We start from the raw sequence: 12,926 nt of genomic DNA, 5'->3' as shown, positions 1-12,926 counted from the left end.
CATGACAGCTGCCACTCCCCTGCGCGTCGGCCTCGTCGGTTACGGCCTCGCCGGATCCGTCTTCCACGCCCCCCTGATCGCCGCCACCGAGGGCCTCGCCCTGGACACGGTGGTCACCTCGAACCCCGAGCGGCAGGCGCAGGCGAAGGCCGAGTTCCCCGAGGTCCGGACGGTCGCCACCCCCGACGAGCTGTTCGACCGGGCTGCCGAACTCGACCTCCTCGTCATCGCGTCCCCGAACAAGACGCACGTCCCGCTGGCGACGACCGCCCTCAAGGCGGGCCTGCCGGTCGTGGTCGACAAGCCGGTCGCCGGCACCGCCGCCGAGGCGCGCGAGCTGGCCGCCCTGGCCGAGGAGCGCGGTCTGCTGCTCTCGGTCTTCCAGAACCGCCGCTGGGACAACGACTTCCTCACCCTGCGCAAGCTGCTTGAGGACGGCGAACTCGGCGACGCCTGGCGCTTCGAGTCCCGCTTCGAACGCTGGCGTCCGCAGCCCAAGGGCGGCTGGCGCGAGTCCGGCGACCCGGCAGAGATCGGAGGTCTCCTCTACGACCTCGGCAGCCATGTCGTCGACCAGGCCCTGGTCCTCTTCGGCCCCGTCACCGAGGTGTACGCCGAGTCGGTGATCCGCCGGGCCGGCGCCGAGACCGACGACGACACGTTCATCGCGCTCACCCACGCGGGCGGCGTCCGCTCCCACCTCTACGTCTCGGCGACGACGGCCCAGCTCGGCCCGCGTTTCCGGGTGCTGGGCTCGAAGGCCGGTTACGTCAAGTACGGCCTGGACCCGCAGGAGGACGCCCTGCGCACGGGCGAGCGCCCCGGCGCCGCGGACGCCTGGGGCCACGAACCGGAGTCGCTGTACGGTCGTATCGGTGCCGGCGAGTCCCCGGTCACCGGCGGCGGCCGGGCCGTCCCCACCCTCCCCGGCGGCTACCCCGCGTACTACGCGGCCGTGGCCCGGGCCCTGCGGGGCGAGGGCCCCAACCCGGTGACCGCGCTGGAGGCGGCCGCCGCCCTGGACGTACTGGAAGCAGCCCGCCGCTCGGCGCGAGACAAGGTGACGGTGACCCTCTGATGCAGCACCCGCAGATCACCCCGAGGTTCGCTCCCGAACTCACCCCGTCGGTGGAGGAGCTGGAGAAGCAGGAGCGACTCCTGGTCTTCCGGCAGTTCACGTACGACGAAGCGTGGGCCCTCGGCTCCCTGCTGGTGGAGATGGCACGGGAGCGCCAAGCCCCCGTGGCCATCGACATCCACCGCGCGGGCCAGCAGCTCTTCCACGCGGCCCTGCCCGGCTCGACCCCCGACAACGACGCGTGGATCACCCGCAAGCGCCGGGTGGTGGAGCGCTACGGCTCGGCGTCCTACCTGGTCGGCGCCCGCTTCCGGGCCAAGGGCACGACCTTCGAGGAGTCCTCCCGCCTGGACCCGGACGAGTACGCGGCCCACGGCGGCTCGTTCCCGATCACCGTGGAGAACGTGGGCGTCATCGGATCGGTGACGGTCTCGGGCCTGCCACAACTGGAGGACCACCGCTTCGTGGTGGCGGCCCTGGAAAGCTTCCTGAAGTTGTAGCAGACCTCACTGGAGCGCCCCGTCAGGGGCGCGGGGAACTGCGCGACCAGCCACATCCGGCCCGCGGATGACCGACGAGCGCAGTTCCCCGGCTCTCCCAGCGGAGCGGCTACGCGTCTTTAAGCTCCTGCCGCTGACGCCCAAGCCCCCCGATCTCCAGCTCCACCACATCCCCGGCCCGCAGGAACGGCTTCGGCTCCGGCGCCCCCAACGCAACCCCCGCCGGAGTCCCGGTGTTGATCACGTCCCCGGGGTACAGCACCATGAACCGGCTGACATACCTCACCACTTCGGCGACCGAAAAGATCTGCTCGGCCGTGGTCCCGTCCTGCTTCAGCTCGCCGTTCACCCAGAGCTTCAGCGACAGCCCCTGCGGATCGCCGACCTCGTCCGCGGTCACCAGCCACGGCCCGAGCGGGTTGAACGTCTCGCAGTTCTTCCCCTTGTCCCAGGTCCCGCCCCGCTCGATCTGGAACTCCCGCTCGGACACGTCGTGTGCGACGGCGTACCCGGCGACATAGGCCAGCGGGTCCTCGTCGTCGGCCACATAACGGGCCGTACGCCCGATGACGACCGCCAGCTCCACCTCCCAGTCGGTCTTCACGGACCCGCGGGGCACCAGCACGGTGTCGTACGGCCCGACGACCGTGTCCGCGGCCTTGAAGAAGACGACCGGCTCGGCCGGCGGCTCGGCCCCCGTCTCGCGGGCGTGGTCGTGGTAGTTGAGCCCGATGCACACGACCTTGCCGATCCGCCCCAGCGGCGGCCCGATCCGCAGCCCGGTCGCGTCGAGCGCGGGCAGTTCCCCGGCGTCGGCGGCGGCCCGGACCCGGCCGAGGGCCGCGTCGTCGGCGAGCAGCGCCCCGTCGATGTCGTCGACGATCCCCGTCAGGTCCCGCAGGACACCCTCGGCGTCGAGCAGCGCGGGCCGCTCCGCCCCCGCCGTACCGACTCGCAGCAGCTTCATGGTCGTCACCATCTCCCTTGACAGCAGTCGCCCGACCGATGGGTGCAGCCATCGGAGGACTGGTCGATCCTCCAAGATGAGGGTGCAACGGGCAAGAGCCTGTTCACGTACTGGACCGTAGCAACGGCTCTCACCGGTACAGCACCGCGCGCTCCACCGCACTCCACGTCGTGCTCGTCACCACGTACAGCGCGGCGGCCAGCGGCACCACGGCCACGCTGATCAGCGTGAAGTACGACAGGTACGGCATCACCTTGGTGACCGCGCCGACCCCGGGCACCTGCTGGTCCGCCTCGCCCACCGCCACCGCCGCCGCCGTCCGCCTGGCGCGGCGGAAGTTGAAGGTGGCGACGACGGCGACCACCGCGAACAGCGCCAGATACACCAGCCCGGCGCTCCCGAGCCCGCCGTCCGCGAGGACATCGCTCCACCGCCCGCCGAGCGGGGCGCCCAACAGGTCGTGGGAGAGCAGGCCGTTGTCGTGGCCGCCGATCGTCGAGTTGGAGAAGAGGTGGTAGAGGAGGAAGAACGCGGGCAGTTGCAGCAGCCCGGGCAGGCAGCCGGACAGCGGCGACACCTTCTCCTCCGTGTGCAGCTCCAGCACGGCCTTCTGCAACGCCTCCTGGTCCTTGCCGTGCCGCTTGCGCAGCTCGGCGATTCTGGGCTGGAGCTCGGCCCGGGCGCGCTGGCCGCGGGCGGCGGCCCGGGACAGGGGATGCACGAGCAGTCGTACGAGCGCGGTGAACAGGACGATCGCGGCGGCGGCCGCGGAGGCGTGGAAGAGCGGCTGCAGCAGGTCGGCGAGATGCTCGACCAGGCCTGCGAAAGCGGACATGGAGACGGACATGGGTGGGAGCCCTCCGGGGGTCTCGTCGTGCCGTGGGTGAAGAGGTGTGACGGCATGACGACCCGCGCGGGGTCATCCGGGGGCCCAGGGGCCGGCCGGGTGGCCTACGCGGCGGTCGCCGGGAGGGCGTGTCCGGGTGCTCGCGGGCGGCTGCGGCCCTTGGCGTCCGGGTCGCGCTGCGGCAGGAAGGCGGTACGCCGGGCCCGGTCGCGTATCGCCGTACGGACCCGGGTGGGCGGCACGGCGGACGCGGTGCGCGCGGCGCGCACCGAACAGACGGCGAGGGCCGAGCCTGCGGCGGCGGTCGCGGCGAGCGCGACGGTGGTGAAGAGGCTGCCGGAGTCGAGCAGGAGGAGGTCGAGCAGGAGGAGCAGCAGGAGGGCGGCGGGACGGGACGACAGCATCCAGCGGCTGTTCACGCGCATGCCCACCCCCCTGGCTTCAGCTCTGTCTCACTGCCGTTTGCACATGATCGTTATACATGACCGGTTTCCAGCGGCTCCAGGAGCCTCTTGGGCTTGAGGAGCGCCCGGCTGACCGGGTCCGCCGGGTCGGGGTCGAGTCCCGGTCCCGGCGTGATGAGAACGTCGGCGACGGGTACGACGGTTCCGCAGGCGGGACATTCGCCGTACGAGCCGAGTTCGGTCCCGCAGTCGGCGTGCCGGAAGTAGCGCAGCCGAACGTCCGTGAGGTGCTCGCGCCCCCAGACGGCGAGGGCGCGCAGGGCGGGCCACAGCGCGATCCCGCGCTCGGTGACGACGTACTCGTCCCGGGGCGGCGAGTCCTGGTACCGGCGCTTCTCCAGGATCCCCTCCTCGGTGAGCGTCCTGAGGCGGGCCGACAGGACGGCGCGCGGGATGCCGAGGTGGACGAGGAAGTCGTTGTAGCGCCGGACGCCGTAGAGCGCGTCGCGGACGACGAGCAGGGTCCAGCGCTCGCCGACGACCTCCAGCGCGCGGGCGATCGAGCACTCCTGTGTCGCGTAGTCCTTGCCCAGTGCCATGGGGACCACCTTAGTCAGTTTCCCAGTAGCGGGTTCAATGAACGAACCAACGATGCTACGGTACCCCCATGACTAGGTTCAATGAAAGAACCATGAAGCGTGCGAGCCCTGCACCACCTGCATCCGCATCCGCATCTATCCCGGTCACGGACCCCGCCCCCGCCCGGAGCGGCCGCCCCACCCTGGCCCTCACCAGCGCCGCGACCGCCGTGGCCCTGATGACGTACACCGCCCCGGTGGTCACGCTCCCGGACACGGTCGCCGCCCTGCACACCCCGCTCTCCGCCCAGGCCTGGCTGCTGAACGGCACCCCGCTCGGCCTCGCCGCCCTCCTGCTGGTGGTGGGCAGCCTGGCCGACGACTACGGCCGCCGCCGGGTCTTCGTCGCCGGCACCCTCGCCCTCGGCCTGACCACCGCCCTCGGCGGCCTGACGACCTCCACCTGGGCCTTCACCCTGGCCCGGGTGGCGCAGGGCGCGGCGAGCGCGGCGATCCTGGCGAGCAGCCTGGGCCTGCTGGTGGCCGCGTTCCCGAGCCCCCGCGGCCGACTGCACGCGACGGGCGTGTGGGGCGCGTTCGTGAGCGGCGGCATCGCACTCGGCCCGCTGGTCGCCGGCGCGATGCCCAGCTGGCGGGTGGCGTACGCCGTCCTGGGCGCGGCCGCGCTGCTGGTGGCCGGAGTCTCCTTCCGCACGCTGACGGAGTCCCGCTCACCGCGCGGCGGCCGCCCTGACGTCGCCGGGGCCCTGACCTTCGGGCTCGCACTGGTGTCCCTGGTGGCGGCGCTGACCCTGGGCCGGGACGGCTGGCTGCGCGCACCGGTGGCCCTGCTGCTGGCGGCCACGGTCGTCCTGCTGGCGGCCTTCACCCTCGTCGAGCGCCGCTTCTCGTCCACCCCGATGATCGACCTGGCCCTCTTCCGCACCCCCCGCTTCCTGGCCTCCTCCCTCAGCGGCCTGGTCACGGGCCTGACGGTGATAGGCCTGTTCAGCTATCTGCCGGCGCTGCTCCAGCGGACGCTGGGAATGTCCGCGATGGACACGGCGTGGCTGTTCCTGCTCTGGTCCGGCCTGTCCTTCACGGTGGCGCTGCAGGCGAAGCGCCTGGCGGGCCGGGTCTCACCCCGCTGGCAACTCGCCGCCGGTTTCCTCCTCCACGCGGGCGGCGCACTGGCCATGCTGGGCGCCCTGGACGCGGGCTCCTGGCCCCGGCTGCTGCCGGGCCTGGTCCTCGGCGGGGTGGGCAGCGGCCTCCTCAACGCCGCGCTCCCCCTCCTGGCGGTGGAGTCGGTCCCCGCCGCCCGCGCCGCGATGGGCTCGGGCGCCCAGCAGACCTTCCGCTACATCGGCTCCTGCGCGGGCGTGGCCCTGACCATCGCCCTGGCCACGTCGTCCGGCACCGGCCTGGCACACGGGGCGGACGTGGCGATGGTGGTCTCCGCGGGAGTGGCGGTACTGGGGGCGGCGGGGGTGGTGGCGCTGCGGGAGCGGGCGCGGTAGCGGTAGCGGATCCGGCGCCGACAGTGCCTCGACCGTACGTTCCTTCACCAGCGCGGAAGTGTCCGACGCGCCTTCGCAAACGCGCCGGACACTTCCTCAAAGTGCCTCCTGCTCTCGCCCGTTACCGGGCAGCCCGTGCCCCCGGCCGGACAGCGGGCGCCGTGACGTGCGGAGCGGGAGCGGAACTGTTCGCGGGCTGCCGCAGGTGCGTGACTCCCGCGGGCGTGGCCTGTTCGAACCCCGACCAGACACTGCCCCCTCGCCATGCGGACCCGTCCCAGACGAAGGCCGCGGCCTGCGTTCCGTAGAAACCCGCCCCGCACGAAGCCCACCCGCCCCAGTCGATGAGCTGCTCCGGCCCCCACGGACCCCACCGGTTCACGCCGGTGGCACCGAACTTCCAGGCACTGCTGCGGCACACGTCCCAGCCGGACCCGTTCCACTTGAAGACGATCGCTCGCGTGGCGGCCCAGCCGTCGGGCTCGTTCAGACCCGTACCGCATCCCTGCTTCAGCGCGTAGGTATTTGAGTAGGCGAGGTTGCCGGAGAACGCGCCGGGCCTCTGGTGGTCGATTCCTGCGTCTCCCTGGACGCACAGGCCGGAAGCGTTGTACACGGTGACCCTTCGGGCCCAGGTGTACGCGCTTGCCGGTTGCGTCCACAGCGCTGCCATCAGCAACGCGACGAACATGCACAGTGTGGCTTTCAGAGACAGGCGGGACATGGTCGTGATCCCTCCAGTTCTTGAGTCGCCTGCGACTCGGCGACCGCCGTGCCGTTTCCAGGAGGCACCACAGGTGGGGAGTTGCCGAACCCCTCACGCAGAGTGGCGCCACCAGTCCCGACGGCACCTGTCAGGGCGGCACCGACCAGCAGGAAGCGTCGCGGACACCTCATGTCCTCGGCATACGTGACTCCCAGAACCCCCATGAGGTCCTGGGCCTGGGCCGAGGGCGAGACAGTGGGGCGACCGGTGTCCTCCCGGCCCCACCGGGCGTGTCCGCGACTGCGGACGTGAGTGCTCCGAGGTCGAGGACCCCGGGCTCACCGAACCTCTTCACGGTAGGCGATGCGGTCGCCCGTCGCCTGCCGGGAGCCGCAGGACGCCGAACCGGGCCCCGGCGCCTCCTCACCCGCTGACCTTCCTCGGCGCCTCAACTCCCGCGAAAATCGCCGGACTCCGAACCCCCGGCCCTCCGCCCTCCGCACCTCACCCGACCCCGACCCCGACCCCGACGGTCACCCGGTCCCCGCCCGCGGCCGCATCGACACCAGCTTCCCCCACACCACCATCCGGTACCGCGAGGTGAACTCGGGCGTACAGGTAGTGAGGGTGATGTAGTAGCCGGGCACCTTGTACCCGTACGACGGCTTCACGATCGAACGCGGTACGGCCCTGACGACCCCCGAGTCCCGGGACGACGTCTGCGGCAGGATCTGGTCCACGGCGTACGTGTACGTCGCCGACTCCGTCTCGACCTCGATCGTGTCCTTGCGCTTGAGCCGCGGCAGATAGCGGAACGGCTCGCCGTGGGTGTTGCGGTGCCCGGCGAGCGCGAAGTTCCCGGCCTGGCCCGGCTGCTGGGTGCCGGGGTAGTGGCCGACGTACCCGTGGTTGAGCACCTTCGGCTTGCTGACGCCCTCGGCGATCGGGACGCGCAGCCCGAGCCGCGGGATGACGAGGATGGCGTACGCCTGGGAGGCGACGACCCGGGTGGTGTACGACGTCTGCTTCCGGCCGGCGCCGGACGCCCCGGCGGACGATGCGGAACCGGCCGCACCGGAGCCGCCCTTCCCTCCACCGCCATCGCCCCCGGAGCCGTTCGACCCCCCGCTGCCCCACTCCCGCTCCAGTGCCGCCACCTTCCGCTCGGCCCCCTGCCTGGCCTCCCGGTTGGTCCACCACAGCTGGTGCACGACAAGGAGCATGAGCACCACGCCCACCGTGACGAGAAGTTCGCCCCCGGTCCACAGCACCCGCCGACGCCGGGCCCGCCACCGCCGCTCACCGTGCCCCACGACCCGCACCGCGCACCTCCCGCCGACCCCCGGTCGGTCCCGCACGATAAGGCGGCCGCCGCCAACTCACCAGAGCCGCGGGGACCCCTCTCACCGGACCTCCCCCCCTTCCTCGCCCCCACCTCTTCCTCAACGGGTTTTAGAAACCACTGTCAGAAAGCACTGTCACACCCCTCGACAACCTCACACACCACACCTGATGCTTCCTGTTGGCATGCGGGGGGACGAGTCAACGCCGGTTCGGGAACCGGTGTTTGAGCCGCACGGAGAGGTTGAGAAGCAGCCATGATCCGACGCAGAACACTCCTGGCCGCCGCGGGAGGCGGCCTCCTGGGCAGCGCCCTGGCAACCGGCACGGCCCGGGCCGACGCGACCATCGCCGTCAGCCCGTCCACCTCGTACGGCACCTGGGAGGGCTGGGGTACCTCGCTGGCCTGGTGGGGCAACGTCTTCGGCACCCGGGACGACTTCGCCGACATCTTCTTCACCACCAAGTCGACGACGTACAACAGCACTTCGCTCCCCGGCCTGGGCCTGAACATCGCCCGCTACAACCTGGGCGCGTCCAGCTGGAACAGCGTGAGCGGCGAGAGCATGGTGGCCTCCGCCAACATCCCCGCGTTCAAGCAGATCGAGGGCTACTGGCAGGACTGGAACAACGAGGACCCGACGTCCTCGGCCTGGGACTGGACCGCCGACGCAACGCAACGAGCCATGCTCGTGAAGGCGGTGAACCGCGGCGCGACGGCCGAGCTCTTCGCCAACTCCCCCATGTGGTGGATGTGTCTGAACCACAACCCGTCCGGCGCCTCCGACGGCGGCAACAACCTGCAGTCCTGGAACTACCGCCAGCACGCCTCCCACCTCGCCTCCGTGGCCCTGTACGCCAAGAACAACTGGGGCGTGAACTTCGCGACGGTGGAGGCCTTCAACGAACCGTCGTCGTCCTGGTGGACGGCGACGGGCACCCAAGAGGGCTGCCACATGGACTCGACAGTCCAGTCAGCCGTACTCCCCTACCTCCGAAGCGAGTTGAACAGCCGAGGCCTGACCAGCACCAAGATCTCGGCCTCGGACGAGACGAGCTACGACCTGGCCCGCACCACCTGGAGCGCCTTCTCCTCCACCACGAAGGGCTACGTGGACCGCGTGAACGTCCACGGCTACCAGGGCTCGGGCGGCCGCCGCGACCTGCTCTACACCGACGTCGTGACGACGGCCGGCAAGGCCCTCTGGAACTCCGAGACCGGCGACAACGACGGCACCGGCTACACCATGGCCTTCAACCTGCTCTACGACTTCCGCTGGCTGCACCCCACGGCCTGGGTCTACTGGCAGGTCATGGACCCGTCCTCGAACTGGGCGATGATCGCGTACGACGCGAGCACCCTGGCGGCCGGCGCGGTCACCACCAAGTACTACGTGATGGCGCAGTTCAGCCGCCACATCCGCCCCGGGATGAAGATCCTGGACACGGGCGTGAGCAACGCGGTCGCGGCCTACGACAGCTCGGCGAAGCGCCTGGTGATAGTCGCCCTGAACACCGCCACCTCCGCCCAGACCTTCACCTTCAACCTCTCCGGCTTCACCACGGTGACGGGCGGCACGGGCGGCCTGGTCCCCCGCTGGAACACGGTGACGACGGGCGGCGACGCGTACAAGTCGTACTCGGACACCTACCTGTCCGGGAAGACGGTCGCGGTGTCGGTGGCGGCGAAGGCGGTCCAGACCCTCCAGATCGACGGCGTGACGATCTGACCGGAACCGTCCCGGACCGGACCGGCGGCGGGGCCAAGCAGCTCCACCGTGCCCCGCCGCCATCCCACCCCCTACCCCAGCCGAACCCGCATCTCCACCCGCACCTCATCCCCCGCCTCCAGCCCCTGCGGCTTCCGCACCGCACTCTTGAGCGGCAGCAGATACCCCCCGTCCTTGGGAAACAAGGACGTCTCGAACACCACCCCACCCAAGGTCACCTCGACCGGAATGACCCCCCACCCGTAGGAGGCCATGGCGGCCACGGCCCGCACCTCCTCGCACTCCTCCTCCGGCACCGGCACGAAGTAGTACGGAGCAGGCCCCCGCCACTCCACGACACACCCACCGAACTCAAACCGCACCGAACGACTCCCCTCGCTACCGACTGCCCCCTATCCCTATCTCTTCTTTGTCACCGCCGGGCAGTACGGTGTCGTTCATGCGCCCCGACACGCCTGCCGAGAACGTCGACCACACCGCCGAAGCGGCACGCCTGGAGCGGACCGCCGACCGCTACCCCGAGGACGCCGAGGCCCTGCTGCTCCAGGCCGCGGCCCACCTGGAACTGGCCGACGCCCGCCCCGCCGCGACCGCGCTCTACGACCGCCTCCTCTCCACCCCGGACACCCTGGAGAACGCGCCCCTCGTCCGCGCCCTCAAGGCGTCGAACCTGTGGGAGTACGACCACGAGGCCGAGGCGCGGGCGATCATCGACGGCATCCGCACCACGGCCCCCCGGGACCCGGCCCCCTGGGTCATCGTCGCCGAATCCCTGGAATCCCACGACGAGCTGGAAGCGGCGCACGACACGTTCACAGAGGCGGCGACCCTCCTCCTCACGAACGTCGCCGAACCCCCCTACGCCACCCACCCCGTCCTCTTCGGCCGCCACCGGGTCCGCCGCATGCTCGGCCTCCCCCACGACGACTGGGACGCCCTGGCCGACACCCTCCACTCCTCCCCGATCTCCCTGGACGAACTCCACGACCCCAAGCGCGTCTGGTCCCTGGGCTCGGACAACCCGGAGGAACTGGAAGCCGAAATCTCCCGCCTCCGAGCAGAACTCGGCACCTACCGCGAGGCCCTCTCCCGCCCCTTCCCGGTAGCGGTCCTGCACTGGCCGGCGGGAGAACTGGAGGAGTTGCTGTCGGCGTACCCGGACCTGGCCGCCGAATACCCCTCCCACCCGGAGCACCTCTCGACCATAGAGTCCTCCCTCCGCGAACTGTCCGTCTCCGGCACCGGGAACCTGGGCATCGTCACGGGCACAGTCCCCTCCTACGAGGCCTTCGCAGCCTCGGAGGGCTCGTCCCCCGGCGACACCACCCTCCTCCCCCAGTACGCGACGACCCTGGCGGCCCGGGGGCGGGCGGTGGCTTGGCCTCCGCAGCGCACTTCGGACTGCTGGTGCGGCCAGACCCAGCCGTACGACGCCTGCCACGGCTCGTAAGCCACCCTCCGCACCCGCTAAGACGACCCGGCGTGCCCCCCACGCACCCGACGCGCCCCAACCCCGGCCCCGAACGCAGCCGACCCCTTCGGCTCACCCCGCCAAGCCGCCCACTTTCCCCGGGCCGCCCGCTCGCTTCTCCCCCGTGCCGGAGCGGCCCGGGTCAAGGGTGGCCCGAAGGGCCATCGGCGCAGCCGACGCGGACGCGGAGCGCAGCGGAGCGGGAGCGCCCTTGATGCGGGGCGCGGAGGCACGACACTGACAAAGAAGCGGGCGGCCCCTCCGCCGACGATGCCCACTCCAGTGCGGCGAGTCCTTCCCTGGCCACACGCCGATCCACCTACGCCGGCAGGATAATCCCGTGCCCAATGTCGTCCCCTCCTCTCTTGCCGTTTCCGCCCGCATGAGCAAGCAGGTGAGCAAAGACACGGAGGCTGAGCTGGCTGTAAGACGGCTGTTGCACGCGGCCGGCCTGCGCTATCGCGTGGAGTACCCCGTGCCGGGCATGCCCCGGCGACGGATCGACGTGGCCTTCACTCGGGCCAAGGTCGCCGTCCTCATCGACGGCTGCTTCTGGCACGGCTGTCCCCAGCACGCCACTCACCCGAAGGCCAACGCGGACTGGTGGCGTCGCAAGCTTGATCGGAACATGGCCCGCGACCGGGAGACGACCGAGCATCTGATCGCGGAAGGCTGGACGGTGCTGCGATTCTGGGAGCACGAGGCTCCTGGGGAAGTGGCCGTACGGGTGGTGGCGGCTGTGGAGCAGCGCCGGACGGAAGCGACCCGGGGGAGCAGAGAATGAGTGGACTGACTTTCGTCGACGTGTGCTCCGGGGCCGGTGGGCTCGCCCTCGGACTGGAGCAGGCAGGATTCGAGCCGCACCTGTTGCTGGACGACGACGAAATCGCCGTCAGCACTCTGCGGACGAACCGACCGCACTGGAACGTACTTCACGCCGACCTGATGGACTTCGACCCGGCGGAACATCCCGTGAGCCTCGATGTGGATCTCCTCTCGGCCGGCCTGCCGCGGGTGAAGTCGAGTGCGACCGTCGGACGTGCGGATTCGCGTGCGGAGGAGCAATTACTGAAGGCCACGGTCTATCTCGTCCATGCGATCAGGCCTCGTGCGGTGCTCATCGAGAACGTTCCGGGGCTCGCGCACTCGGACGCGTACCAACAGTTTCGTGATTTCGCCCGAGCCGAACTGGCCCACTTGGGATACGAGTTCAGTTGGTTCGTGGTGAACGCCGTCGACTTCGGCGTGCCCCAGAACCGCAAGCAGGGCGTCCTCGTCGCCATCGAGCAGCAATGGGCCTCGAAATTCCGGCCACCGGTACCGACCGTGCAGCAGCCCACGACGGTCGGTGCCGTTCTGGGACCGACCATGGCCTCACGGGGTTGGCCAGACGCCGCCCGTTGGGTCGCGCAGGCCGATCGACCGGCACCGACTCTGGTCGGCGGCTCGAAGAACCGGGGCGGCGCGGACCTGGGACCGACGGGAGCCAAGCGGACCTGGGCGACCATGGGTGTCAACGGTCACACCGTGGGCGACGATGTGCCCGACGCGGACTTCGTATGGAACCCCGAGCTCGGCAGGGACAACATGGTGAAGATCACGGTCGAGCAGGCCGCGCTGTTGCAGGGGTTTCCCGAGACTTGGGAGATCATCGGGCGCAAGACCGCCCGATACCGCCAGGTCGGGCACGCGACACCACCGCCGGTGGGAGAGGCGCTGGGGAGGGCTGTCGCCGCAGCGCTGATTCTGGATCCAGCAGTCCCCGCTGCCGGCTAGACTTCGGC

Annotated in this window: 14 protein-coding genes; 7 read left to right on the top strand and 7 right to left on the bottom strand. The window is 70.7% G+C overall.

Translation table 11 applies throughout. From position 1 onward, the window contains the following. Position 1 precedes the first annotated feature (1 nt). Together KVT45_RS06380 and KVT45_RS06375 are read left to right on the top strand one after the other, a co-directional pair. Entirely contained in the window at positions 2–1,078 is a 1,077-nt protein-coding gene (locus KVT45_RS06380; RefSeq protein ID WP_217545497.1) for a Gfo/Idh/MocA family oxidoreductase, read from the top strand. Continuing rightward, a complete protein-coding gene (locus KVT45_RS06375; protein WP_217545496.1) occupies positions 1,078–1,578 on the top strand; it encodes a heme-degrading domain-containing protein in 501 nt (166 codons plus the stop codon). Before KVT45_RS06380 ends, KVT45_RS06375 begins: the two co-directional genes overlap by 1 nt. Before the next feature lie 109 nt (positions 1,579–1,687). On the opposite strand, the gene KVT45_RS06370 is transcribed toward KVT45_RS06375, so the two are convergent. The 4 genes from KVT45_RS06370 to KVT45_RS06355 all read right to left on the bottom strand — a co-directional run bounded on the left by KVT45_RS06370 (position 1,688) and on the right by KVT45_RS06355 (position 4,395). Next, complete coding sequence (locus KVT45_RS06370) at positions 1,688–2,545, bottom strand: fumarylacetoacetate hydrolase family protein (protein WP_089105349.1); 858 nt, start codon at positions 2,543–2,545, stop codon at positions 1,688–1,690. A 130-nt stretch (positions 2,546–2,675) separates the two neighbouring features. Next, the gene (locus tag KVT45_RS06365) at positions 2,676–3,380 is read right to left on the bottom strand and encodes a membrane protein insertase YidC (protein WP_217545495.1); all 705 of its coding nucleotides are present in this window, start codon (positions 3,378–3,380) and stop codon (positions 2,676–2,678) included. Between the two features lie 116 nt (positions 3,381–3,496). Further along, complete coding sequence (locus KVT45_RS06360; protein ID WP_217545494.1) at positions 3,497–3,817, bottom strand: DUF6412 domain-containing protein; 321 nt, start codon at positions 3,815–3,817, stop codon at positions 3,497–3,499. Positions 3,818–3,867: 50 nt separating this feature from the next. Further along, positions 3,868–4,395 carry a helix-turn-helix domain-containing protein gene (locus KVT45_RS06355; RefSeq protein WP_217545493.1) on the bottom strand — a complete coding sequence of 176 codons (528 nt, stop codon included), beginning with the start codon at positions 4,393–4,395 and terminating at the stop codon, positions 3,868–3,870. 92 nt (positions 4,396–4,487) lie between these two features. On the opposite strand from KVT45_RS06355, the gene KVT45_RS06350 reads away from it, so the two are divergent. Beyond that, entirely contained in the window at positions 4,488–5,894 is a 1,407-nt protein-coding gene (locus KVT45_RS06350) for an MFS transporter (RefSeq protein ID WP_254646382.1), read from the top strand. Between the two features lie 121 nt (positions 5,895–6,015). On the opposite strand, the gene KVT45_RS06345 is transcribed toward KVT45_RS06350, so the two are convergent. Then, a complete protein-coding gene (locus tag KVT45_RS06345) occupies positions 6,016–6,618 on the bottom strand; it encodes a hypothetical protein (protein WP_217545491.1) in 603 nt (200 codons plus the stop codon). Between the two features lie 515 nt (positions 6,619–7,133). Continuing rightward, on the bottom strand, positions 7,134–7,922 hold the full coding sequence (locus tag KVT45_RS06340; protein WP_308310664.1) for a class E sortase: 789 nt from the start codon (positions 7,920–7,922) through the stop codon (positions 7,134–7,136). Positions 7,923–8,198: 276 nt separating this feature from the next. Between KVT45_RS06340 and KVT45_RS06335 the strand changes: the two genes are divergently transcribed. Further along, positions 8,199–9,671, top strand: coding sequence for a beta-1,6-galactanase (locus KVT45_RS06335; RefSeq protein ID WP_217545490.1), 1,473 nt, complete (start codon positions 8,199–8,201; stop codon positions 9,669–9,671). Between the two features lie 71 nt (positions 9,672–9,742). Here the strand turns inward: KVT45_RS06335 and KVT45_RS06330 are convergent, their stop codons facing one another. Then, a complete protein-coding gene (locus KVT45_RS06330; protein WP_089105105.1) occupies positions 9,743–10,033 on the bottom strand; it encodes a DUF1905 domain-containing protein in 291 nt (96 codons plus the stop codon). A gap of 77 nt (positions 10,034–10,110) precedes the next feature. Between KVT45_RS06330 and KVT45_RS06325 the strand changes: the two genes are divergently transcribed. The 3 genes from KVT45_RS06325 to KVT45_RS06315 all read left to right on the top strand — a co-directional run bounded on the left by KVT45_RS06325 (position 10,111) and on the right by KVT45_RS06315 (position 12,918). Then, complete coding sequence (locus KVT45_RS06325; protein ID WP_217545489.1) at positions 10,111–11,121, top strand: hypothetical protein; 1,011 nt, start codon at positions 10,111–10,113, stop codon at positions 11,119–11,121. Between the two features lie 403 nt (positions 11,122–11,524). Continuing rightward, positions 11,525–11,926, top strand: a complete 402-nt coding sequence (locus KVT45_RS06320; RefSeq protein ID WP_089105347.1) for a very short patch repair endonuclease — start codon at positions 11,525–11,527, stop codon at positions 11,924–11,926. Beyond that, complete coding sequence (locus KVT45_RS06315; protein WP_217545488.1) at positions 11,923–12,918, top strand: DNA cytosine methyltransferase; 996 nt, start codon at positions 11,923–11,925, stop codon at positions 12,916–12,918. Before KVT45_RS06320 ends, KVT45_RS06315 begins: the two co-directional genes overlap by 4 nt. Positions 12,919–12,926: the final 8 nt, after the last annotated feature.

It is taken from the genome of Streptomyces sp. GbtcB6 (genome assembly GCF_019091475.1).
In the GTDB taxonomy this organism is placed as follows: domain Bacteria; phylum Actinomycetota; class Actinomycetes; order Streptomycetales; family Streptomycetaceae; genus Streptomyces; species Streptomyces hyaluromycini.
The sequence above is the reverse complement of the archived record's forward strand: the minus strand, read 5'-3'. Positions and strand labels throughout refer to the sequence as shown.